Below are 21,056 nucleotides of genomic sequence, written 5' to 3'. Positions count from 1 at the left end.
GCCACCGGCCGACGCTTTTCACGCGCTTCTCTTGCGCGCTTCCGAGGCTTGGCAAGGAGTAAAACGGGATGGGACTCAACGCTCGGATCCGCACGCGTGACGGGTGGGCCGTGCCCCACGCCGTCGTCACGGTGACGGACATGACCGGTACGCAGGTGCTGCGCGCCGCCGCGGACCAGGAAGGCGTCGTGCGGGACGCGTCGGTGCTCGCGGCCGGGCCGTACACCGTCATCGTCACCGCGGTCGGCTACGCGCCCGTCGCCTCCACCGCGCTCGTCACGGCCAGCGGCCGGGCCGAGGTCGGCAACGTCGTCCTGGCCCGCCAGGGCGGCACCGAGCTGCCGCCGCCGGGTCCGTGGACCATCGACCCCGCGCACTCCACCGTGGGCGCCGTCGCCCAGCACCTGGGGATCACCAGCGTGCACGGGCGGTTCCTGGAGTTCGGCGGGCGGGTGGAGATCGCCGAGGACGTCGAGAAGTCGCGGGTCGAGGCGGTCATCCGGTCGGCGTCCATCGACACGGGCAACGGCATGCGCGACGGGCACCTGAAGTCGCCGGACTTCCTGGACGTGGAGCAGTACCCGGAGATCACCTACCGGTCGAGCGGCCTGACGCCCGCGGGCGCCGACCGCTGGACGGTCCACGGCGAGTTGGGGATGCACGGCGTCGTACGCCCCGTCGACCTGGAGCTGAGCTACCTCGGCACCGGAGCCGACCCCTGGGGCGGGACCCGCGCGGCCTTCCGCGCCACGACCGAGCTGCGGCGCGAGGACTTCGCCATGAACTACAACCAGGTGGTGCAGGCGGGGATCTCGGCGATCGGCACGACCCTGCGGGTGGAGCTGGACATCCAGGCCGTGCAGGGGGAGTCACTGCCGGGCTGAGCGGACGTCACCGGTCCGGCGCCGGGCGGCTCCTTCCGCGCGGCGCCCGGCCGGCTAACCCGGCGGCGCCGGGCGGGTGAGGAGCGCCTCGATGCCCGCGATCATCAGGTCGAGGGCGATGGTGAAGTCCCGTTCCCACATCTCCTCGACCGTGGTCCCGTCCCGCGCCGCCAGCAGCTCCTTGGCGCTGTCGGGCACCCCGGGCGCGGACAGTTCGTCCTCGACCGTGCCGACCGACTCCCGGTAGTACTCCTCCTGCGTCATCCCGGCCTCCGCGCACCGCGCCATGTAGTGGCCCTCGATGGTCCCGAAGCCGTACACGAACTGGAAGACCGCCGAGATCGCGCCGTTCTGCGTGTGCGCGGGCAGCCCGGTGCGCCGTACCGTCTGCTGGATCGCGACGGCGAACGCCAGCCAGTTCGGGCCGATGTTGAGGTACCGGCCGACCAGCGGCGAGATCCAGGGGTGGCGGATCAGCAGCGAGCGGTACTCGTGGGCCAGGGCGCGCAGATGGTCGCGCCAGGCCTCCCCGGTCGCCGCCGCTGCGGATGCCTTCCCCTCGGGCCCCTCGGGCGTCTCGGGCCCCTCGGGCGTCTCGGGCCCCTCGGGCGTCTCCCATTGGGGCAGCCGCATCTCGCCGCAGACCGCGTCGAGGGCGAGCTCCAGGAGGTCGTCCTTGGTGTCCACGTACCAGTAGACGGACATCGCCGTGACGTTCAGCTCCGCGGCGAGCCTGCGCATGGAGAACTTGGCGAGGCCCTCCGCGTCCAGGAGCCGGACCGAGGCCTCAGTGACGCGCTCCCGGTCCAGGCCGCTGGGCTGGTCGCCCTTGCGGGCGCCGCCGCGAGCGGCCTTGCCCTGCAGCCAGACACTCGTCCGCGCCGGATTCTTCGTGCGGGCGGCAGCCTTGGCCATGGCGCACCTTCCTCGTCGGGTCCTGGAATCTGGGGCCCGGACCGGTGTTCTCCGGGGGCGGGGCCGGGGAGGCCACGAACCGGAACCCAGTGGTCCGCCCCTCCCCCCGATGCTATGCCGACGCCGCCTCCTGCGAGTCCGCCCGCTCCACCCTGCGCAGCAACGCGGCGGCCACGACCCCGCCGAGGAACACCGCGGCGGCGCCCACCAGCTGACTCGTCTCCAGCCCCGAGGCGAACGCGTCGGCGATCCGCTCCCGCTCGCCCGCCGACTTCGCCGCCGCCATCGCCGCGGGGAAGGACGCCGCGGAGACCGCCACGAGAGAAGCGAAACGGGAGTTGAGGACCGCGCCGAGGACGGCGACGCCGAGGCCGTTGCCGAACTCCGCGAGCGTGCCGTTGACGCCCGCGCCCACGCCCGCCTTCTCCAGCGGGATGGCGCTCATGATGGCGTTGGCCATGGCGGGCATGGCGAAGCCGATGCCCGCGCCCATGAGGATGAGCCCGGCCAGCATGCCGCCGTAGTTGTCGCCGCCGAGCAGCGCTATCGCCAGGAGACCGGCGGCGATGGCGCTCATGCCGACCAGGATCGTGGTGGGCGTGCCCAGCTTGGTGTGCAGTTTCGCGCCGAGGCCGGACAGGTTCAGGGCCACGATGGTCACCGCGAGCGGCGCGGTCCGCACGCCCGCCTCCAACGGCTCGTACCCGAGGACGAACTGGAGGTGCTGGGTGAGGAGGAAGAGCGATCCGCTGAGCCCGAACGCGACGAGGACCGAGCCCGCCACCGCGCCGATGAACCGCTGGTTCTGGAAGAAGTGCATGTCCAGCATCGGGTACGGGATGCGCAGCTCCCAGAGCACGAACGCGCCGAGGACCAGTACGCCGACGGCCGCGGCGACCAGCACGTGCGACGACGTCCAGCCGTGCTCGGGTCCGGAGATGATCGCGTAGACCACCGAGGCCATGCCGATCGTCGACAGCAGCGCGCCGAGCAGGTCGGGCCGGTCGCCCCGGGGGTTCTTGGACTCGGGCACCATCTTGGCGACCGCGAGCAGGCCGAGTACCGCCACGGGGACGTTGATCAGGAAGATCGAGCCCCACCAGAAGTGGTTCAGCATGAAGCCGCCGAGCAGCGGTCCGACCGCGAAGCCGAGGGAGCTGATGGTCGACCAGACGCCGATCGCCTTGACGCGCTCGGTGTCGTCGAAGATCTGTACGACGACCGCGAGCGTGGTGGTCATCAGGAGCGCACCGCCGACGCCCATGCCCGCGCGGGCGGCGATGAGCTGCCCGGAGGACTGCGCGAAGGCGGCGACGAAGGAGCCGGCGCCGAAGAGCGCGAGGCCCGCCAGGAGCAACTTCTTGCGGCCGTAGCGGTCGGCGGAGCTGCCCGCGGTGAGCAGCAGCCCGGACTGCACGAGCGAGTACGCGTTGATCATCCACTGGATGTCGGAGGTGGACGCGTCCAGCTCCCGGGTGAGGGAGGGGATCGCGACGCTCAGGACGGTGTTGTCGAGCAGCACCACCAGCTGGGCGAGGCAGACGACGCCGAGGATCAGCCAGCGCTGCGGGTGCCGGGGTGGGGCGGCCGAGGACTCGGCGGTCGTCGCCGTCATGCGGGGCTCCTGGGTGGGCTCTACGGTGTAAGGGACGTCGTTCCCGTACACCGTAGAGCAGTTCCCATACGTCGTACAAGGCAATACGCGGGACCCGCCGCGCCCGGTGCTACGTCCTGATGGAGCCGGTCGGTGTCAGCGCGAACCGGGGCGGGCGTCTCGGGCCCGGGCAGTTCGAGGCAGCGGTGGCCGGGCTCGCCTCTCACGAAGGCAAGGGCGAGGGCGCGGGCCTCATGGGCGCGGTAGACGCCGGGGTCGCGGGAGTGGAGAGGGACGTCGACACCGGGGCCGCGGGGGCGGGGGCGGACGCGGCCGGTTTGATCAGGTACCCGGCCCCGCGCCGCGTATGGATCATCGGCTCCCGCCCGGCGTCGATCTTCCTGCGCAGATACGAGATGTAGAGCTCGACGACGTTGGCCTGGCCGCCGAAGTCGTAGTTCCACACGCGGTCGAGGATCTGCGCCTTGCTCAGCACGCGCCGCGGATTGCGCATGAGATAGCGCAGCAGCTCGAACTCGGTGGCGGTCAGATGGATGGACTCCCCGCCGCGCGTCACCTCGTGGCTGTCCTCGTCCAGGGTGAGGTCCCCCACCGCGAGCACGGACGCGCCGCGCTTGTCCGCGGCCCCGGCCCGCCGGATGAGCCCGCGCAGCCGCGCCACCACCTCCTCCAGGCTGAAGGGCTTGGTGACGTAGTCGTCGCCGCCGGCGGTGAGCCCGGCGATGCGGTCCTCCACCGCGTCCTTCGCGGTGAGGAACAGCACCGGCACGTCCGGCAGTTCCCGGCGCAGCCTGCCGAGCAGGGAGAGGCCGTCCATGTCGGGCAGCATCATGTCCAGCACCACGGCGTCGGGCCGGAACGCGCGCGCGGCCCGCACCGCGCCGACGCCGTCCGCCGCGCTGCGGATCTGCCAGCCCTCGTAGCGCAGGGCCATGGACATCAGCTCGGTGAGAGACGCCTCGTCGTCCACCACGAGTACGCGGACGGGGCTCCCGTCCGGCCGGAGCAGTTCGGTGCGCGCCTGGGGCGAGGTCGTGGTCATGCCCCGAGGGTGGGCCACGCCCCTGAGAGCACTCTTGCGCGAACCTGTGAATCACCTGAGAAACGGCACGGGCGCTCGGCCCGGCACAGCGAGGCATGGCGACACACGACACGACCCGGCGAGGCGAGGCGCGGCACGACACAGCGAGGCGAGGCGTCTCAGAAGAGCCCCTCCTGCTCGGCGGTGCCGTCCGTCGACCCCGGCCCCCGGCCGCCCAGCGGCTGGACCGGCACCGTCACGGACGCCCCCGCGTCGGCCCCCGTCAGCTGCCACCCCACGAGCACCCGCGTGTCGAGGACGAGTACGCCCCCGCCCGCGACCTCCAGATGCAGATCGGGCCCGGCCGCCGCGGCCAGCCGCCCGGCGACGATCCCGCCGTCGGCCACCTCCCGCACGACGCCCTCGGCGGCCCCGCTCCCCGGCGCCCCGAGCCCGAACGCCTCCGCGTGGTCGACGGCCTCGAACGCCACCCGCTCCAACGTCTCGGCCCACCCCGCGAGCGCGACGGCCCGCTCGTACAGCCCCGCCAACTCCCCCACCCGTTCGGCCCACCCGGGCAGCGCCCCCCGGACCTCCCGTTTACGCGCGTACGGCACCCGGTCCGGCACCCCGAGCGCGGACCGCAGCAACTCCTCCGTGCGGCGGGCCGCCATCAACGGGCCGCGCCCCAGCCAGCAGAACGCCACGGCCCCCTGTTCGAGGAGCCGCACCGCGCCCCGCTCCTGCGCGGTGATCCCGACCTTGACCAGCCCGGGCCCGAACCACGCGAGGTACACCCGGTACGTGCGCGGATCGTCCGGCACCCCGTCCGCCGCCACGGAGAACGCCCGGTCGAGCCGCGCGCACTCGGGGCACCGCGCCTGGGTGGCCCGCGCCGGCACGACGGCCCGCACAGGACATGGATTCCCCCGCGCCCCCACGCACCACCGCTCCCCCACGGCCCGGAACCCGATGGCCCGCCCATAGGCGAGCGGACTGCTCCGCCCACCCGCCCACCGCAGCACGGGCCCGCCCCCCGACCACCCGAGCCCCGCGCAACGCCACTCCATCGCCGTACTCCTCGGTCCCGACCACGCAGAAACGACCAGAGGCCCCGACGGTTTCCCGTCGGGGCCTCTGGCCTGCTGTGCACTCGGCAGGATTCGAACCTGCAACCTTCTGATCCGTAGTCAGATGCTCTATCCGTTAAGCTACGAGTGCTTGTGCTTCCGGGGTTTTTTCTGCCCCGTCGGCGTTGCGAGAACAACATTACATGACCTGCGCCGTGAGGCGAAATCCGTTTCCCAAACCGCCTCTGAGCTGGGGAAACAGCCTTCCGGGCGCCGGGGCCGACCCGCCGTGGGCCGTCCGGACGCGGCCGGGCCGCGTCCGGAAACGATCGAAGTCCCGTCGGAAACGACCGAAGCCCCGGTCGCGGACGACCGGGGCTTCGGGTTCACAGCGCGGAGGCGGAGGGATTTGAACCCTCGATGGGCTTTAAGGCCCAAACCGCATTAGCAGTGCGGCGCCATAGACCGGACTAGGCGACGCCTCCAGCTTGCACATCCTGCGCGAGCGCGGGGGTGCGTGCAGATGATGACACAGCCAGGCGGCGTGTCACCAATCGCGTCCTCCACGGTACTAGCCGCGCGGCCCGCAGGGCAAAGCCGCCACCCGGCCCGGCGGCCCGGCGGCGCCACCCCGCAACGTAAGGCGGCGAGCGGCGTTAAAGGCGGTGGACCGACCCCTCGGCCCGCCGTACCGCCGACCGACGAACCCGTGGAGCCCTCATGCTGCGCCGCCTCGTTCTCACCGCCGCCGCCTCCGCCGCCGCGCTCTCCGTCACGCCCGTCACCGCGCACGCCACCGACCACGCCGAGACGCCGGTGGACCGGCTGACGATCACCGTCTCCGACTCGGGGGGCGACGGCGAGGGAACGTACGAACTGAAGTGCCACCCCACGGGCGGCACGCATCCGGCCGCCGCCCAGGCGTGCGCCCGGCTGGACGAGGTCACCGTCTACGGCACCGACCCGTTCGCGCCGGTGGCGCCCGACGCGATGTGCACCATGCAGTACGGCGGTCCCGCCACCGCGCACATCAAGGGCACATGGCAGGGCCGCCCCGTCGACGCGACGTACTCCCGTGCCGACGGCTGCGAGATCTCGCGCTGGGACCGCATGGCCCCCGTGCTGCCCCGCACCTCCTGAACACCCCCGCCGCGCGAGGACGAACGCCGCCCCACCGCGCGGGAACACGGGGAGCGAGGACATGAGAAGAGGGGGAGCGACGCGTCCTCCCGTGACCTGGGCGGTACCGAAAACTCACAAGGTCTGCGTGCGACCTCCCTCTCATCCGGCGCCGCGCCGGCGACCGCGCCCCGTAGACTCCCTCCCGTGACACGCCACGGGCCGAGGGGCAAGATGGCCTGAGCGGGTCGGCAAGCAGCGGTAACCAGGGAGGAAGCGTCGTCGTGAGCAGCAGGCCATCCCGAGGCGCTGCTCGCCTCGCAGCCATACTCGACGCGCTCCCGGACGCCCTGGTGCTCGTCAACGCCAACGGCACCGTCGTGAACGCCAACGCCATCGCGCTGGAGGCCTTCGAGACGCCGGGCACCGCCCTCGTGGGACGCGGTCTGCTCGATCTGCTCCCGGAGTTCGACTCCCGGCTCATCCCCGGATCCATGCGGCGCCCGGACACCATCGACGAGCGCGGACGCACCAAGCCCACCCGGATGACCGCCCGGCGCACGGACGGCACCGAGTTCCCCGTCGAGGTCACCAGCTCCCCGCTGGAGGACGGCAGGCACGCGTACGACGCCCACGGGTACACGGGCGACGAACTGCTCATGCTCGTCGTACGGGACCTTTCGGGCACCGTGGACACCGAGGCCGAACTCGCGCGCTCCCAGCGGCAGACGGAGATGATCCTGCGGGCCGCCGCCGAGGGCGTCGTCGGCACGGACACCGACGGCCGGGTCGTCCTCGTCAATCCGGCCGCCGCCCAGATACTGGGCTTCCGGGCGAGCGACCTCGGCGGGCGGGAACTGCATCCGCTGGTCCTGCACTCGCGCGCCGACGGCGAACCCTTCCCCTACGAGGAGTCCCCGCTCGCCGACACCCTCCGCTCCGGCCGCAAGCACCGCGTGCGCGGGCAGGTCCTGTGGTCCAAGAGCGGCGCCAAGGTCCCGGTCGACCTGACGACGTCACCGGTGCGCGACGGGGACCAACTGGTCGGCGCGGTGATGACGTTCACCGACCGCAGGCCCTACGACGAGCTGGCCGAGAAGCACGAGGCCGCCCTGACCCGGCACGCGGAGGAACTGCGCGCGCTCACCGAACGGCACGCCGAGGAGATCAAGGCGGCGCAGGAGCGGCGCGCCGAGGAGATCAAGGCCGCCGAGGAGCAGCGGGCCGAGGAACTCGCCGCCGAGAAGGAGCGGTACGCCTCGCTCGCCGAGCGCGAGAAGGACCGCTTCGAGGAGTTGGCCGAGCGGGAGACGGCGCGGTACGAGGCACTGGCCGAGCGCGAGACGGCGCGGTACGAGGCGCTGTCCGCCCGGCACGAGCAGCTGCTCTCCGTCCTCGGCTCCTCCCTGCGCGGCCCCTTGGACGAGCTGCGCCGCGAACTCGCCGCGCTCGCCTCGGACGACGCGGGCCAGCTGTGGCCCGAGGCCAACCAGGTCCTGCACCACCTGTCCGCCGGGTACGCGCGGATGACGACGCTCGTCGACAACGTCCTCGGCTTCCAGCGGCTGGACGCGGGCGAGGAGCGGCTCTCCCTGACGACGGCCATGCTCGACGCGGTCGTCGCCGCCGGCGTGGAGGGCGCGGTCGAGCTGATCGGGCCGGGGCGGGCGCAGTTCGCCGTGCACGCGCCGCCGATGGAGATCGTGGTCGACGCCGAGCGGCTCGCCACGGCGCTGGCCCACCTCGTCGCGGACGTGGCGGGCATCGACGCGACGGGCAACACGCGCGCGGACGTCGGTGCCGTCACGGCGGGCGGTTACGTCGACTCGACCATCGTGGTGGCCGCCGCCCAGCGCGGCGAGGTCGTCCGCATCGAGGTGCGGGGACCCTACGCCGGCGGGGACCCGGTGCACGAGCCGATCGTGCGCGGCATCGTGCGCGCCCACGGAGGCGTACTCCAGACGCATGAGGTGCCGGGCACGAGCGGCAGCGCGTACGTCCTTGAAGTACCGGTCAGCGGCGGCTCCACGGAGAGCGCCGGTTCCGGGGCGAGCCCTACGGAGAGGGCCGGTTCCGGCGCGGTCGCGGTGCCCCAGCAGGCGGCGCCCGCCGCCGGGGGCGGGCGCCGGCGGGCTCGGCGTCCCTCGGTGGACTCGTTCCTGGAGAGCGGTGTTCCGGTTCCGGCGGCCCCCGGTGCCGCCGAGGTCACCGACGGCCCCGGTGGATCCGGCGGTACGGAGAGCGGGATGCCCGCCGCGACGTCCGGTACGGGGCGGCGCAGGGGACGGCGTGCGGCGGAGGCGGCCGCCGGTCCGGCTCCCGTCCCGGGGGCGGCCTCCGACCTGGCTCCTGACGCTGCCTCCGCCCCTGTTCCCGGGCCTGCCTCGGGTTCCGCTGCCGGTTCTGCCGAGGGTTCCGCCCCCGAGGGCCGCGACGGCGACGCGGGACCTTCGGGCGGTACGGGGCGGCGGCGCGGGCGGCCGAGTGCCGCCGAGGGCTCCGTGATGACGGCAGCCGAACACGCGGCCGGGTCGGCGGCGTTGGGGCAGACCGTCCCGCCGCAGGGCGTTCCGGTCCCGGCGAGCGGGACGGGGCGCCGGGCACGGCGGGCGGGGGAGCAGCACGCGCTGCCCGCGCTGGCCTCGGGTCCGTCCGAGACGTACGGCGCCGCCCCCGGCGCGGAATTCGCCGCCGTGGAGGCCGGTCCCGGTGAGGCCGCGCGGCCCACGGGGCGGCGGGCTCGTCGCGCGCTGGCCGCCGCCAAGGAGCGGGCCGCCGCCGAGGAGACGACCAGCGGGCGCGTCTTCGCGCTGCCTCCGGCCGAGGCCGATCGCGCCCCCTCCGGCACGGAGGGTGCCGCCCAGGAGCATGCCGCTCAGGTGCACGCCGTGCAGGAGCATGCCGTTCAGGCACACGCCGTGCAGGAGCATGCCGCGCAGGTGCGCGCCGCTCACGAGGCGGTGAGCCCGTTGGGCCACGCCGTGCTGAACCAGGGCGCGGTCGCCGCGGCCCAGGGTGTGGTGGACCAGGACCTCATCGGGCTCCGCCCGGGCGCGGGTCTGGGTGAGGGGCAGGTTCCGGTCCCGGTTCCGGGACAGGTTTCGGTTCCGGGTCAGGGGCAGGGTCAGGGGCGGGTTCCCGTTCCGGGGCAGGGTCAGGTTCCCGTTCCGGGGCAGGGGCAGGTTTCCGTTCCGGGGCAGGGTCAGGGCCGAGGGCGGGTCCCCGTTCCGGGCCAGGGTCAGGTTCCGGGGCAGTCTCAGGGGCGCGATGGCGTCGGCCACGCCGTGGTGAATCAGGCTCCCGCGCGCCAGGCGCCCGGGGCCCAGGGCGCGCCTCAGGGCCACGTCGATGCGGGCGGCGCCGTGGGACCGACGCACCCGGCTGCTCCGGCTCCTGCGGGTGTCCCGGTCACCGGGCAGCAAGGCGGCACGGCTCCGCAGGGTCCGGCACCTCATGGCGGCCCCGTTCCGCAGGGTCCCGCCCCGCACGGCGGCTCCGTACCGCAGGGTTCTGCCCCGCACGGCGGCCCCGTTCCGCAGAGCCCTGCCCCGCACGGCGGCCCCGTACCGCAGGGCCCCCTTCCGCACAGCACTCCCGCGCACGGCACGGACACGCGAGGCGCGGCTCCGCACGTAGCGGCCCCGCACGGAGCAGCCCAGCACGGCCGGGTTCCGCAAGGCACTCCCGCGCAAGGCACTCCCGCCCACGGCACGGCCCCGCAGGCACCCGTCGCGCCCGGCGCCACGCCCGGTGCGGCGCCCGTCGGCGCGGGCGAGGACCCGACCCCCGCGCAGCCGCACCCCCTCCAGGCCCCGACGGGCCGCCGCTCCCGCCGGCCGGTCGCTCCGCAGCCGCCGACTGCGGAGAGTCCCACGGCCCCCACCGGCGCGGCGGCCCCGCAAACACCCCAGGCACCCCAGGCACCGCGGGCACCGCAGGCCCCGTCCGCCCCGCCCCGCCCCGCTCCGGGCATCCCCGGCACGCCCGCCCACGGCACCCCCGTCGCCCCCGGCGCCCAGCGCGGTCGCCGGGTCGCCGAGTCGGGGCCGCTGCCCGCGCCGCAGCCCTGGCCCGACGGCACGACGCCGCCCACCGGCGTGCCCGCGCAGGGCAACGCGCCGTCCCCCGGCACCCCCGCCCAGGGTGCTGGGACACCCCCCGCGGACACGGCGCTGCCGCCCGAGCACGGCGCACAGCCGAGGGCGGCCCAGCCGCTGCCCGCCGAGGCCGCACCCGGCGACCCCAACTCGACGCAGGGGCGTGCCTTCAGCGTGCGGACGCTCGGACAGGGCGTGCCGTTCGGTCGGCAGCTCCCCGAGCAGCAGCAGGGCCGTCCGACGGGCAACCCCCAGCCGCCGCAGCCGGATCAGGCCGCCGCAGGCCCCATGCCGCAGGCGCCGGGCCCCCTGACCGCCCAAGAAGGCCCCGCCGCCCCGCCGCAGTCGCAGACCCTCGGCGGCTCCGGGCGCCGGCGCCGGCTGGCCACGCCCCCGGAGCCGACGGGCGAGGACCGCCCCGAGAACGCGGCCCGGCCGCACCCGCAGCCGCACACCCCGCCCCCCGGGCACCCCCAGTCCCGGCTCGCCCCGCCGACGGAGGGCGCCGGACGCTCGTACGCGATAGGCGCTCCGGACCGGAACGCGGACGAGGGTCCGGAGCCGCTGGACGGTCCCGGCGGCGCGGTCGAGGTCGCGAACCGGCCCCAGCCCCGGCCGATGGACGACGAACTGCCGCCCGAGCCGCTGGACAACCCGCGCCGCCTCCTGGTGTGGCCCGCGCCCGATGTCACCACGCAGCAGGCGCTCAGCGACCGCGGCTACCGTCCGGTGATCGTCCACTCGCGCGAGGAGGTCGACGCCCAGATCGCGGCGTTCCCCGCCGCGCTGTTCGTCGATCCGCTGACCGGGCCGATCACGCGCACGGCGTTGCAGTCGCTGCGCCAGGCGGCGGTGGCCGCCGAGGTGCCCGTGCTGGTCACGGCGGGACTCGGACAGGCGACGCGCGAGGCGGCGTACGGCGCCGACCCCGCCGTACTCCTGAAGGCCCTCGCGCCGCGCGACAGCGAGCAGCACCCGCCGCGGGTCCTGCTCATCGAGGAGCACGAGGAGATCGCGCTGGCCCTGACCGCCACGCTGGAGCGGCGGGGCATGCAGGTCGGGCGGGCCGCGAGCGACGCGGACGCCGTGGCGCTCGCGGCGCGGATGCGTCCCAACCTCGTGGTGATGGACCTGCTCCAGGTGCGCCGCCGCAGGGCCGGGATCATCGACTGGCTGCGCGCGAACGGGCAGCTGAACCGCACTCCGCTCGTCGTCTACACCGCCGCCGTCGACAAGACGGAGCTGCCGCGCCTCGCGGCCGGCGAGACGGTGCTCTTCCTCGCGGAGCGCTCCACGAGCACCGAGGTGCAGAGCCGCATCGTGGACCTGCTGGCGAAGATCGGCACCAACTGACGTACGCCCCGCAGGCGACGCACGTCGGTCGGTGGCGCGCCCCGGGGCCCCTGGCGCGCGGGACCCGGGGCGTCAGAGCCGTGTGACGTCCAGTTCCCCGGCGGCGTACTGCCTGCGCAGGACCTTCTTGTCGAACTTGCCGACGCTGGTCTTCGGGACGGCGGGGATGACCGCCCAGCGCTCGGGGAGCTGCCATTTGGCGACGCTGTCCGCGAGGAAGGCGCGCAGGCCCGCGTAGTCGGCGGTGGCGCCCTCCTTCAAGACGACGGTGGCGAGCGGGCGTTCGCCCCACTTCTCGTCGGGCACGGCCACCACCGCGGCCTCGGCGACGTCGGGGTGGGCCATCAGCGCGTTCTCCAGCTCGACCGAGGAGATCCACTCGCCGCCCGACTTGATGACGTCCTTCGCCCGGTCGGTGAGGGTCAGGAAGCCGTCGGAGCTGATCACGCCGACGTCACCGGTCTTCAGCCAGCCGTCCTCGCTGAACTTGTCCGCGGGCCGGTGGCTCTCGGCGCCCACCCCGCCGTAGTAGGCGCCCGCGATCCACGGACCGCGCACCTCCAGTTCACCGGCCGACTCGCCGTCCCAGGGCAGGTGTTCGCCCCCGGGGCCGACCAGGCGGGCCTCGACGGAGGCGGGGAAGCGGCCCTGCGTCAGCCGGTAGCCGAACTCCTCGTCGGTGCCGACCGCGTGCGCCGGCGGCCGGGCGATCGTGCCGAGCGGGGACGTCTCCGTCATGCCCCAGGCGTGGCACACGCGCATGCCGAGGGCGTCGAACGCCTTCATCAGGGACGGCGGACAGGCCGCGCCGCCGATGGTGACCTGCGTGAGGGAGCTGACGTCACGCGGCTTCGCGGTCAGCTCGGCGAGCAGCCCCTGCCAGATGGTGGGAACGGCGGCGGCGTGGGTGGGCCGCACCGTCTCGATCATCTCGGCGAGCGGTGCGGGCTGCAGGAAGCGGTCCGGCATCAGCATGTTGACGCCGGTCATGAGCGTGGCGTGCGGGAGCCCCCACGCGTTCACATGGAATTGCGGGACCACCACCAGGGAGGTGTCCGCGTCGGTCAGCCCCATCGACTGGGCCATGTTGACCTGCATGGAGTGGAGGTAGATGGAGCGGTGGGAGTAGACGACGCCCTTGGGGTCGCCGGTGGTGCCGGAGGTGTAGCACATGGCGGCGGCGGCGCGCTCGTCCAGCTCGGGCCAGTCGTAGCCGGTGGGCTTTCCGGCGAGCAGCTCCTCGTACTCGTGCACCTGCGCCCGCGCGCCCGCCAGCACGGAGCGGTCGCCGGGCCCGGAGACCACGACGTGCTCGACGCTCGGCATCCGGGACAGCAGCGGCGCGAGCAGGCCGAGAAGGGAGCCGTTCACGATGATCACGCGGTCGGCGGCGTGCGCGACGATCCACGTCAGCTGCTCGGCGGGCAGCCGCAGATTCAGGGTGTGCAGGACGGCGCCCATACAGGGCACGGCGTAATAGGCCTCGACGTGCTCGGCGTTGTTCCACATGAGTGTCCCGACAGGACTTCCCTGGGCCACCCCGAGGTCCTCGCGCAGGGCGTGGGCGAGCTGGGCCGCGCGCTCACCGATCTCGCGGTAGGTGCGGCGCTGCGGGGCGCCCTCACCGGTCCAGGTGATGACCTGCGACGTCCCGTGCACGGTCGAGCCGTGCCGAAGGATGCGGGTGACGGTCAGCGGTACGTCCTGCATCGTGCTCAGCACGGCGTCCTCCTGGGCGGCATGGCCTACGCGGCGGTAAGGGCTGCGCTGATTCTGCGCGCATACCGCTCGGTATGTCACTAGCTCAGAGGATGATCGATCATCGGCGGCCGTTAGGTCGGGCATCTCGGCGCCTGCGCGGCGCGGCTCGCCTTGTCCCTGCTCAGCGGAGTGCGGGCGGCGCGCCCAGCGGCCCGGAGGCGGCGCGCTCAGCGGATCAGGGTCAGTGGATATCAGTGGATAGGGGTCAGCGGATCGGGGTCAGCGGATCGGGGTCAGCTCCGGGTCCTCGCGGAGTTTGCCGAGGGCGCGCGACACCGCGCTCTTCACCGTGCCGATCGAGACGCCGAGCACCTCCGCGGTCTGGGCCTCGCTGAGATCCTCGTAGTACCTGAGGACGACCATCGCCCGCTGCCGGTCCGGCAACTTCGTGATCGCACGCCACATCGCGTCGCGCAGCACCTGCTGCTCGGCCGGGTCCCCGACGGGCGCCAGGGCCGGCTCCGGCAGCTCGTCGCACGCGAACTCGTCGACCTTGCGCTTGCGCCACTGCGAGGTGCGGGTGTTCAGCAGCGCGCGGCGCACGTAACCGTCGAGCGCGCGATGGTCCTCGATGCGCTCCCACGCGACATACGTCTTGGTCAGCGCGGTCTGCAGCAGGTCCTCGGCATCGCTCGGATTGGCGGTCAGCGAACGGGCGGTGCGCAGCAGTACGGGCTGGCGTGCCCGTACGTACGACGCGAACGACGGGTATGCGAAGGGGCCCGCGCCCCTCGTCGGGCCCGTGCCCCGCGTCGCGGCCTTCGATGCGCTGGTGCACACGGACACCCTGGATGCGGTCATGCCTCCACGCTAGAAGCGCCCCCTACTCCTGGGATCGGCCCCAAGTCCCGAAGCCGTGTCCGCCTCAGGTTGTACTAGGGGGGCCTGCCCCACCTCCTACAGGTGGAGGAGGTGGGGTCCGCCTCTGAGGGTTCGTCCCGGAGGGTTCGCCCCTGAGGGTCCGTCTCTGAGGGTCCGCCTCTGAGGGGCCGCCCCTGAGGGTCCGGTCAGCCGATGCGGGCCACGGGGGCGTGCACCAGGTTGCGGTCGATCACCAGCGTGCGCCCGGCGTGCCTCTCCCGCACGTTCCCCGCGTACTGGTGGATGCGCCGCGCCGGACGCCACGCGTCGGCGCTCAGCGAGGGCTCGCGGTACAGGTGCGGGCGGGTGCGCCAGCGCGCGAACCACATCACCGTCGGCAGATCCCGTACTCCGGACCGCCGCGCCTTCTCCATGTGCCGCACTCCGGAGTCGGCGCTGCTGTAGAAACCGGGGATATAGCCGTGTCCGCGCACCTCGCGGTTCCAGGACCGCACGAAGGAGAGCGTGGTGCGGGCGCACGCCGGCTTGCGGTAGGCGTACGCCTCCATGTCCAGGTAGAGCGGGCTGCCCGCTCTGAAGCCGACGGCCTGGGCCCGGCGGGCCGCGTCGCGCCCCTCCCGCTGCCCCTGGCTCCAGGGGTGGCGTCCGATGGTGTAGCCCTTCTTGTTCCGCGCGTTGACGCAGGGCGACTGCGAGCCCACGTACACGGGCAGCACCCCCCACCCCATCCGGTCCACCGCCCGCGTCCAGCCGCGGTCGAGATGCGGCTGGGTCTTGCAGGCCCGGCCGCGCCCCCCGTAATAGACGCCCACGGCGCCGTACTGGGAACGCTGCCAGCGCCGCATCGTGTCGAGCGAAGGCGCGACGCAGGTGTCGAAGGCCTTCCCCCGGAACGACGGCCCGGCGGCGACGGACGGCCCGACGGCGGCAGCGGCCATGCCCGGGGAGGTGGCCGTGTCCGAGGAGATGGCGGGCGGGGTCACGGCCTCCGCGTCGGAGGCGACCGCGGCACCCGGCGGGGCCGCGGTCAGGTCGAGGGTCAGGACCGTCAGCATCATGAGGACAAGTCCCATGATCAGTTTTTGGATACGCATACGGCGAGTGAAGGGCCCCGCCCCTCCTCCAGGCGTCGCGGACGCGCCGCGTTCAGCCGTCCGCCCCCAGAATCAACCCCGAAGTGGGGACACCCGTGCCCGCGGTGACCAGGGTGCGGGCGGCGCCGGGCAACTGGTTCACGGACGTGCCCCGGATCTGCCGGACGGCCTCCGCCACGCCGTTCATCCCGTGCAGATACGCCTCACCGAGCTGACCGCCATGGGTGTTCAGCGGCAGCCGCTCCTCGGCGACGAACCCCGCGGCCTCGCCCCGCGCGCAGAAACCGAACTCCTCCAGCTGCATCAGGACGAACGGTGTGAAGTGGTCGTAGACAATCCCCACGTCGATGTCGGCCGGGGCCAGCCCCGACGTGCGCCACAGCTGCCGGGCGACCACGCCCATCTCGGGCAGCCCGCTCAGGTCGCCGCGGTAGAAGCCGGTCATCTGCTCCTGCGCCCGGCCCGCCCCCTGGGCCGCCGCCGTGATCACGGCGGGGGGTCGCGGCAGGTCGCGGGCCCGCTCCACGCTCGTGACGACGATCGCCTGGCCGCCGTCCGTCTCCTGACAGCAGTCGAGGAGCCGCAGCGGCTCGACGATCCAGCGCGAGGCGGCGTGCTCCGCGAGCGTGATGGGCTTCCCGTGGAAGTAGGCGGCGGGGTTGGTGGCCGCGTACTTCCGGTCGGTCACGGCGACCGGCCCGAAGGCGTCCGGCGTCAGCCCGTACGTGTGGAGGTAGCGCCGGGCGGCCATCGCCACCCAGGAGGCGGGGGTCAGCAGGCCGAACGGCAGGGACCAGCCGAGCGCCGCGCCCTCGGCCGACGGCTCGCGTCGTTGCACGCCGGAGCCGAATCTGCGTCCCGAGCGCTCGTTGAACGCGCGGTAGCAGACGACGACCTCCGCCACGCCGGTCGCCACCGCGAGCGCCGCCTGCTGGATGGTGGCGCAGGCCGCGCCGCCGCCGTAGTGGACACGGGAGAAGAAGGACAGCTCTCCGATGCCGGCCGCCTGGGCGACCGTGATCTCCGGGCTGGTGTCCATGGTGAAGGTGACCATGCCGTCGACGTCGGCGGGCGCGAGACCGGCGTCGTCTAGCGCCGCGCGCACCGCCTCCACGGCCAGCTTCAGTTCGCTGCGGCCGGAGTCCTTGGAGAACTCCGTCGCCCCGATGCCGACGATCGCGGCCCTGCCGCCGAGGCCGTCTCGCGCTCGGACGCTCATGCGGTGCCTTCCTGGGGGCCTGTGGCGTCTTCCGGGAGGGGGCATGTGGGGTCGCCCGTGGGGCGTATGGCGTCTTCCGTGGGGCGTGTGGCCTCTTCCGTGGGGCGTATGGCCTCTTCCGTGGGGCCTGTGGCCTCTTCCGGGGGGAGGGTGAGGGTCACGGTGCCGGTGACGTGCTTGCCGATGCCGTTGGCCCCGACGACCTCGACGGTGGCCGTCCGGCCTTCCGGTGAGACGCCGACGTCCCCGATCGTGCCGGTCAGCACCATCGTGTCCCCGGGATAGTTGGGCGCGCCGAGGCGTATCGCCACCTTGCGCAGCGTGGCCGTCGGGCCGAAGTGGTCCGTGATGTACCGGCCGACCAGGCCGTTGGTCGTCAGGATGTTCATGAAGATGTCGGGGGACCCCTTGGCCCCGGCCAGCTCCGCGTCGTGGTGCACGTCCTGGTAGTCACGGGAGGCGATGGCCCCGGCGACGATCAGGGTGCGGGTGATCGGGATTTCCAGCGGCGGCAACGCATCACCCGCCTTCATCCCGACTCCGGTGGGCTGATCCTGCGCAGCGTCCTGCTGCTGCGGGGGTTTCGGTGCGGGCTCCTGGGCGTACGGCGGCTCTTGCGAGGGCGGCTTCTGTGAGGGCGGCTTCTGTGAGGACGGCTTCTGCGAGGGCGTGGCCTCCGGGTCGGACCTGGCCCCCTCCCAGGGCGCTGACGCCCGGAACATCGGCAGCTCCAACTCCTCGTCCACCCGCTGGAACGCCAGCCGCACCGGCATCCCGATCTGCACCTCGTCGTACGGCACCCCGATCACATTGCTGACGATCCGCACGCCCTCCGCCAGTTCGACGAGTGCCACCGCGTAAGGGGGGTCGAAGGCGGGGTAGGGCGGGTGGTGCATCACGACGTACGAATAGACGGTGCCCTCCCCGCTCGCCTCGACCGTGTCCCACGCGGGCGAACCGCAGGAGTTGCAGCCGGGCAGCCAGGGAAAACGCAGCTCCCCGCAGCCGCCGCAGCGCTGGATCAGCAGGCGGTGCGCGGCGACGCCTTCCCAGAACCCGGCGTTGTCCCGGTTGATCACCGGACGCGGCCGCCGCCCCGGGGGCTTTCGCCGCGCCGGCGCGTACTTGAGTATCCGGAAACGGTGCGTCCCGACCAGCCGGGCGCCGACACCGACGTCCATCCTCGTGGTGACGAAGTGGCCCGTGCCGAGCTTGGTCGTCTTGCGCGCCGACACCGACTCGATCACCGCGTCGAAGGTGACCTCGTCGCCGGGCCGCAGCACCCGCACGTACTCCTGCTCGCAGTCGGTGGCGACCACCGAGGTGTACCCCGCGCCGTCGAGCAGCGCCCACAGCTCGTCGTACGCGGCGGAACGGCCGTCATGCCCGGAGAGGCCGCCCATCGTCCAGACCTGGAGCATCGTGGGGGGCGCCACCTGTTCCGCGCCCGCGTACGCGGGGTTGGCGTCACCCATCGCCTCGCACCAGTGCCTGATCATGGCGGAGTTGACCGGATCCTTGCCGAGCCCCCGCGTCACCGCGCGCCGGCCCTCGAAGGCCCGCAACTCCTCGTACGGGATGCCTTTCTCGTACGCGACGCATTCCGCGTCCAGGCCGCTCATCGGTGCCCCCTCCGCCTGCCGAGCCGCATCGTCGCGACGACCTCCCGCTGCATCGCACCTGCCCCGGAAGGCTTTCTGACTGTCCGTCAGCTAACGCACGCATGTCAAGAGGAGTTACGAACCGGTGAACGGACCGGCGCACGAGCCGGTATCCGAACCGCACCCGCACAAGCCCCCGAACCGCACCCGCACCAGCCCCGAACACAAGCCCCCGAACACACCTGTGCGGCGACACCGAAGCGCCGCCGCACAGAATCCCCCCTCACAACACTCCCCCCGTCTCACATCACCGCACTCACCCTTGAAGCCGTCCCGAGCGACTACAGGGGCGCGCGGCTCACCAGAGTTCGGTGAAGTTCACGGCGACGTCGTGGTTCGACTGGTCGATCGCCGTGAACGCCGAGCCGTTCACCTGGGCGGTGTTGTTCTTGTTCGAGGCACCGTCGCCGATGGCCTGCTGCTGCGTGGTGGCGGAATTGCCGTGGTTGCCAACGCCGACGCCGCTGCCGTTGATGGCCGCCACTCCCGCGTTCGACCCGTCGTTCGAGAAGGCGCCGTTGTCGGCGGTCGCGACGCCCGAGAAGAGCGCGGCCGCCAGAGGCAGGGCGGCGACGGCGGCGATGACGCGAGCGGTACGAATGCTGGCCATGTCCAGTCCTCCAGAAAGGGGAGGTACACGCCGGCGCACGCGCCGGGAGTACCGGGAAATAGGGCTTGTCACCGAGGTAGTTGGCCGACCGCCCCGGAGTGCTGTACGACGTCGCGGGATCAGAGTTGCCCACCGAACTCCGGCGTTCCACCCCGGAAGCAGCGATTCCCCCGCAAGCGTGAGGACAAGTCGATAAACGCGCTTTGCGTCTCGAACTACCGAGTGAGCCCCCCTGAGGGCCACCCACGCTCCACCGCCACCGGGACCCGCCCCAGGCCCCCCAGAGGGTGAAGCGTTTCGCCACCATCAGCCGGGCCCCGCAGGAGGGGGCGCTTTCACCGCCAAGACGCTCCCTCCTGGACCTCTTCGACGTCGCCCCCTCTTCCCTTCCTCGAACGCGTGTACGAAAATATAGTCATGGCCATCACCGACCGCCATGCCACCACGCTCGCGCTGGCCCACGCCCTGTCCGCCGCCGAACGAGGCCTCGCGGTGATCCCGCTCGCCCGTACCAAGCTCCCGGCCCTGCGCTCCCCCACCACGCCGGCGCCCCGCACGCCCGCGCGCACGACGCGCCCGCCCCCGGGGCCGGGGCTCCCCGCCCCGTACCGCCCTGCCACGGCGAGTGCGGCCGCCTCGGGCACGGCGTGTACGACGCGTCGACCGACCCGCGACGCATCCGGGAACTCTTCGCCGCCGCTCCCTGGGCCACCGGCTACGGCATCGCCTGCGGACTGCCGCCGCACCACTTGATCGGCGTGGACCTGGACACCAAGTCGGACGTCGACGCCTCGGCGGCGCTGCGGGAACTGGCGCTGCGGCACCTCTTCACGATCCCCGAGACCGTCGTCGTGACCACGCCGAGCGGCGGCCGCCACATCTGGCTGGCGGGTCCGCCGGACACCGTGGTCCCCAACTCGGCGGGCCGGCTCGCCCCCGGCATCGACATCCGCGGCGCGGGCGGCTACCTCGTCGGCCCCGGCTCCCGCACCGAGCACGGCGTCTACAGCACGGTCCCCGGCACCGCCCACCTGCCGCCCGCGCCCTGCCCGCCCGCACTGCTGCGCCTGCTCACGCCACCACCCCGCGCCCCGCACCCCACGCCCCCGCACACCGGAACGGCGGCCCAACAGGGCCACGGCCTGGTCCAGTTCGTCCTCGCGGCACACGAGGGCCAACGCAACACGCGCCTCTTCTGGGCCGCCTGCCGCGCCTACGAGAACGGCCTGGGCGACACCCTGACCCCCCACCTCGCGGCCGCCGCCCTACGCATCGGCCTCACCCCCCGCGAGGCCCACGCCACCATCACCTCAGCAGCTCGCCTCACAGGCCACGCGTAACGCACGCATCCAGGCGCACCCGCAAGGGACGCCTATCCATCCCTACACCCCGACGGTGAAAACCCAGGCCACGACCGCGAGGGGCGTGAGTGCTGCGACCAGGCCGACGGCCAGAGAGACATAAGCCAGAGGCCTGAACATCTTGTGCCGCTGGGCACGACACGCGGCGAAGCAGGTGAAGCTGATGACGGCAAGGCACGGCAGAAGAATAAAAACGAAGCCGAGCGCCGCCATGGTTCCCCAACAAGCTCGTGAGCCGACCCGTGTACAGCGGGAAGCTACAGCAGCCGGGCAGACCACAAGACGACGGCCCCCGACCGTCACGCAGGGTCAGGGGCCGCCCATGTGAGTTCAACATGGCCTAAAATCGGGCACTACCGGGCAGGCTGACAAACCTGCCCGATCCGCTGGCTAGCGTAATGGGCCGTGATCACTCGCGCCAATTCAGCTTTAGCTCAAAGCCGTACCACCGACT

The 21,056-nt window shown here is 73.1% G+C and carries 12 protein-coding genes, 2 tRNA genes and 3 pseudogenes; 4 read left to right on the top strand and 13 right to left on the bottom strand.

The features are described from left to right. Window positions 1-68 precede the first annotated feature (68 nt). Entirely contained in the window at window positions 69-884 is an 816-nt protein-coding gene (locus ACZ516_RS20800) for a YceI family protein (RefSeq protein WP_361081324.1), read from the top strand. Window positions 885-938: 54 nt separating this feature from the next. On the opposite strand, the gene ACZ516_RS20795 is transcribed toward ACZ516_RS20800, so the two are convergent. From ACZ516_RS20795 to ACZ516_RS20770, 6 genes and pseudogenes are all read right to left on the bottom strand, one after another. After that, window positions 939-1,799, bottom strand: coding sequence for a TetR/AcrR family transcriptional regulator (locus ACZ516_RS20795; RefSeq protein WP_469011317.1), 861 nt, complete (start codon window positions 1,797-1,799; stop codon window positions 939-941). A gap of 112 nt (window positions 1,800-1,911) precedes the next feature. Continuing rightward, on the bottom strand, window positions 1,912-3,414 hold the full coding sequence (locus ACZ516_RS20790) for a DHA2 family efflux MFS transporter permease subunit (RefSeq protein ID WP_469011316.1): 1,503 nt from the start codon (window positions 3,412-3,414) through the stop codon (window positions 1,912-1,914). Between the two features lie 304 nt (window positions 3,415-3,718). Then, window positions 3,719-4,456: pseudogene (locus ACZ516_RS20785) on the bottom strand (response regulator transcription factor); the annotation flags it as partial. Between the two features lie 158 nt (window positions 4,457-4,614). Then, window positions 4,615-5,505, bottom strand: coding sequence for a DUF2797 domain-containing protein (locus ACZ516_RS20780; RefSeq protein WP_469011315.1), 891 nt, complete (start codon window positions 5,503-5,505; stop codon window positions 4,615-4,617). 78 nt (window positions 5,506-5,583) lie between these two features. Further along, window positions 5,584-5,656, bottom strand: a tRNA-Arg gene (locus ACZ516_RS20775). Window positions 5,657-5,899: 243 nt separating this feature from the next. Beyond that, window positions 5,900-5,990, bottom strand: a tRNA-Ser gene (locus ACZ516_RS20770). Between the two features lie 235 nt (window positions 5,991-6,225). Between ACZ516_RS20770 and ACZ516_RS20765 the strand changes: the two genes are divergently transcribed. Both ACZ516_RS20765 and ACZ516_RS20760 read left to right on the top strand, forming a co-directional pair. Then, window positions 6,226-6,645: an SSI family serine proteinase inhibitor gene (locus ACZ516_RS20765; protein ID WP_358589916.1), complete on the top strand. Its 420-nt coding sequence runs from the start codon at window positions 6,226-6,228 to the stop codon at window positions 6,643-6,645. 263 nt (window positions 6,646-6,908) lie between these two features. Continuing rightward, window positions 6,909-12,074, top strand: coding sequence for a PAS domain-containing protein (locus ACZ516_RS20760; RefSeq protein WP_469011314.1), 5,166 nt, complete (start codon window positions 6,909-6,911; stop codon window positions 12,072-12,074). Between the two features lie 72 nt (window positions 12,075-12,146). Here ACZ516_RS20760 and ACZ516_RS20755 read toward each other — a convergent pair whose 3' ends face one another. The 6 genes and pseudogenes from ACZ516_RS20755 to ACZ516_RS20730 all read right to left on the bottom strand — a co-directional run bounded on the left by ACZ516_RS20755 (window position 12,147) and on the right by ACZ516_RS20730 (window position 19,241). Further along, the gene (locus ACZ516_RS20755) at window positions 12,147-13,796 is read right to left on the bottom strand and encodes a long-chain fatty acid--CoA ligase (protein WP_469011313.1); all 1,650 of its coding nucleotides are present in this window, start codon (window positions 13,794-13,796) and stop codon (window positions 12,147-12,149) included. Window positions 13,797-14,054: 258 nt separating this feature from the next. Next, the gene (locus ACZ516_RS20750) at window positions 14,055-14,636 is read right to left on the bottom strand and encodes a SigE family RNA polymerase sigma factor (protein WP_361081306.1); all 582 of its coding nucleotides are present in this window, start codon (window positions 14,634-14,636) and stop codon (window positions 14,055-14,057) included. A 206-nt stretch (window positions 14,637-14,842) separates the two neighbouring features. After that, a complete protein-coding gene (locus ACZ516_RS20745) occupies window positions 14,843-15,751 on the bottom strand; it encodes a glycoside hydrolase domain-containing protein (RefSeq protein ID WP_469011312.1) in 909 nt (302 codons plus the stop codon). 52 nt (window positions 15,752-15,803) lie between these two features. Further along, on the bottom strand, window positions 15,804-16,970 hold the full coding sequence (locus tag ACZ516_RS20740) for a lipid-transfer protein (protein ID WP_469011311.1): 1,167 nt from the start codon (window positions 16,968-16,970) through the stop codon (window positions 15,804-15,806). Between the two features lie 710 nt (window positions 16,971-17,680). Continuing rightward, a pseudogene (locus ACZ516_RS20735) lies at window positions 17,681-18,592 on the bottom strand (bifunctional MaoC family dehydratase N-terminal/OB-fold nucleic acid binding domain-containing protein); the annotation flags it as partial. Window positions 18,593-18,929: 337 nt separating this feature from the next. Beyond that, the gene (locus ACZ516_RS20730) at window positions 18,930-19,241 is read right to left on the bottom strand and encodes a hypothetical protein (RefSeq protein ID WP_358589690.1); all 312 of its coding nucleotides are present in this window, start codon (window positions 19,239-19,241) and stop codon (window positions 18,930-18,932) included. A gap of 417 nt (window positions 19,242-19,658) precedes the next feature. Here ACZ516_RS20730 and ACZ516_RS20725 point away from each other — a divergent pair. Further along, window positions 19,659-20,581: pseudogene (locus tag ACZ516_RS20725) on the top strand (bifunctional DNA primase/polymerase). A gap of 42 nt (window positions 20,582-20,623) precedes the next feature. On the opposite strand, the gene ACZ516_RS20720 reads toward ACZ516_RS20725, so the two are convergent. Continuing rightward, entirely contained in the window at window positions 20,624-20,815 is a 192-nt protein-coding gene (locus tag ACZ516_RS20720) for a hypothetical protein (RefSeq protein ID WP_361081294.1), read from the bottom strand. Between the last annotated feature and the right edge of the window lie 241 nt (window positions 20,816-21,056).

The sequence above is a fragment of the Streptomyces sp. NPDC034037 genome (genome assembly GCF_055575715.1).
Note: the sequence above shows the minus strand (reverse complement) of the source record. Positions and strands in the feature narration are given on the sequence as shown.

Bases quoted from the DNA above. Each gene is read 5' to 3' on its own strand.
- ACZ516_RS20730 (WP_358589690.1), bottom strand. From the start codon at position 19,241: ATGGCCAGCATTCGTACCGCTCGCGTCATCGCCGCCGTCGCCGCCCTG.
- ACZ516_RS20740 (WP_469011311.1), bottom strand. From the start codon at position 16,970: ATGAGCGTCCGAGCGCGAGACGGCCTCGGCGGCAGGGCCGCGATCGTC.
- ACZ516_RS20745 (WP_469011312.1), bottom strand. From the start codon at position 15,751: ATGCGTATCCAAAAACTGATCATGGGACTTGTCCTCATGATGCTGACG.
- ACZ516_RS20790 (WP_469011316.1), bottom strand. From the start codon at position 3,414: ATGACGGCGACGACCGCCGAGTCCTCGGCCGCCCCACCCCGGCACCCG.
- ACZ516_RS20780 (WP_469011315.1), bottom strand. From the start codon at position 5,505: ATGGAGTGGCGTTGCGCGGGGCTCGGGTGGTCGGGGGGCGGGCCCGTG.
- ACZ516_RS20765 (WP_358589916.1), top strand. From the start codon at position 6,226: ATGCTGCGCCGCCTCGTTCTCACCGCCGCCGCCTCCGCCGCCGCGCTC.
- ACZ516_RS20795 (WP_469011317.1), bottom strand. From the start codon at position 1,799: ATGGCCAAGGCTGCCGCCCGCACGAAGAATCCGGCGCGGACGAGTGTC.
- ACZ516_RS20800 (WP_361081324.1), top strand. From the start codon at position 69: ATGGGACTCAACGCTCGGATCCGCACGCGTGACGGGTGGGCCGTGCCC.
- ACZ516_RS20720 (WP_361081294.1), bottom strand. From the start codon at position 20,815: ATGGCGGCGCTCGGCTTCGTTTTTATTCTTCTGCCGTGCCTTGCCGTC.
- ACZ516_RS20750 (WP_361081306.1), bottom strand. From the start codon at position 14,636: ATGACCGCATCCAGGGTGTCCGTGTGCACCAGCGCATCGAAGGCCGCG.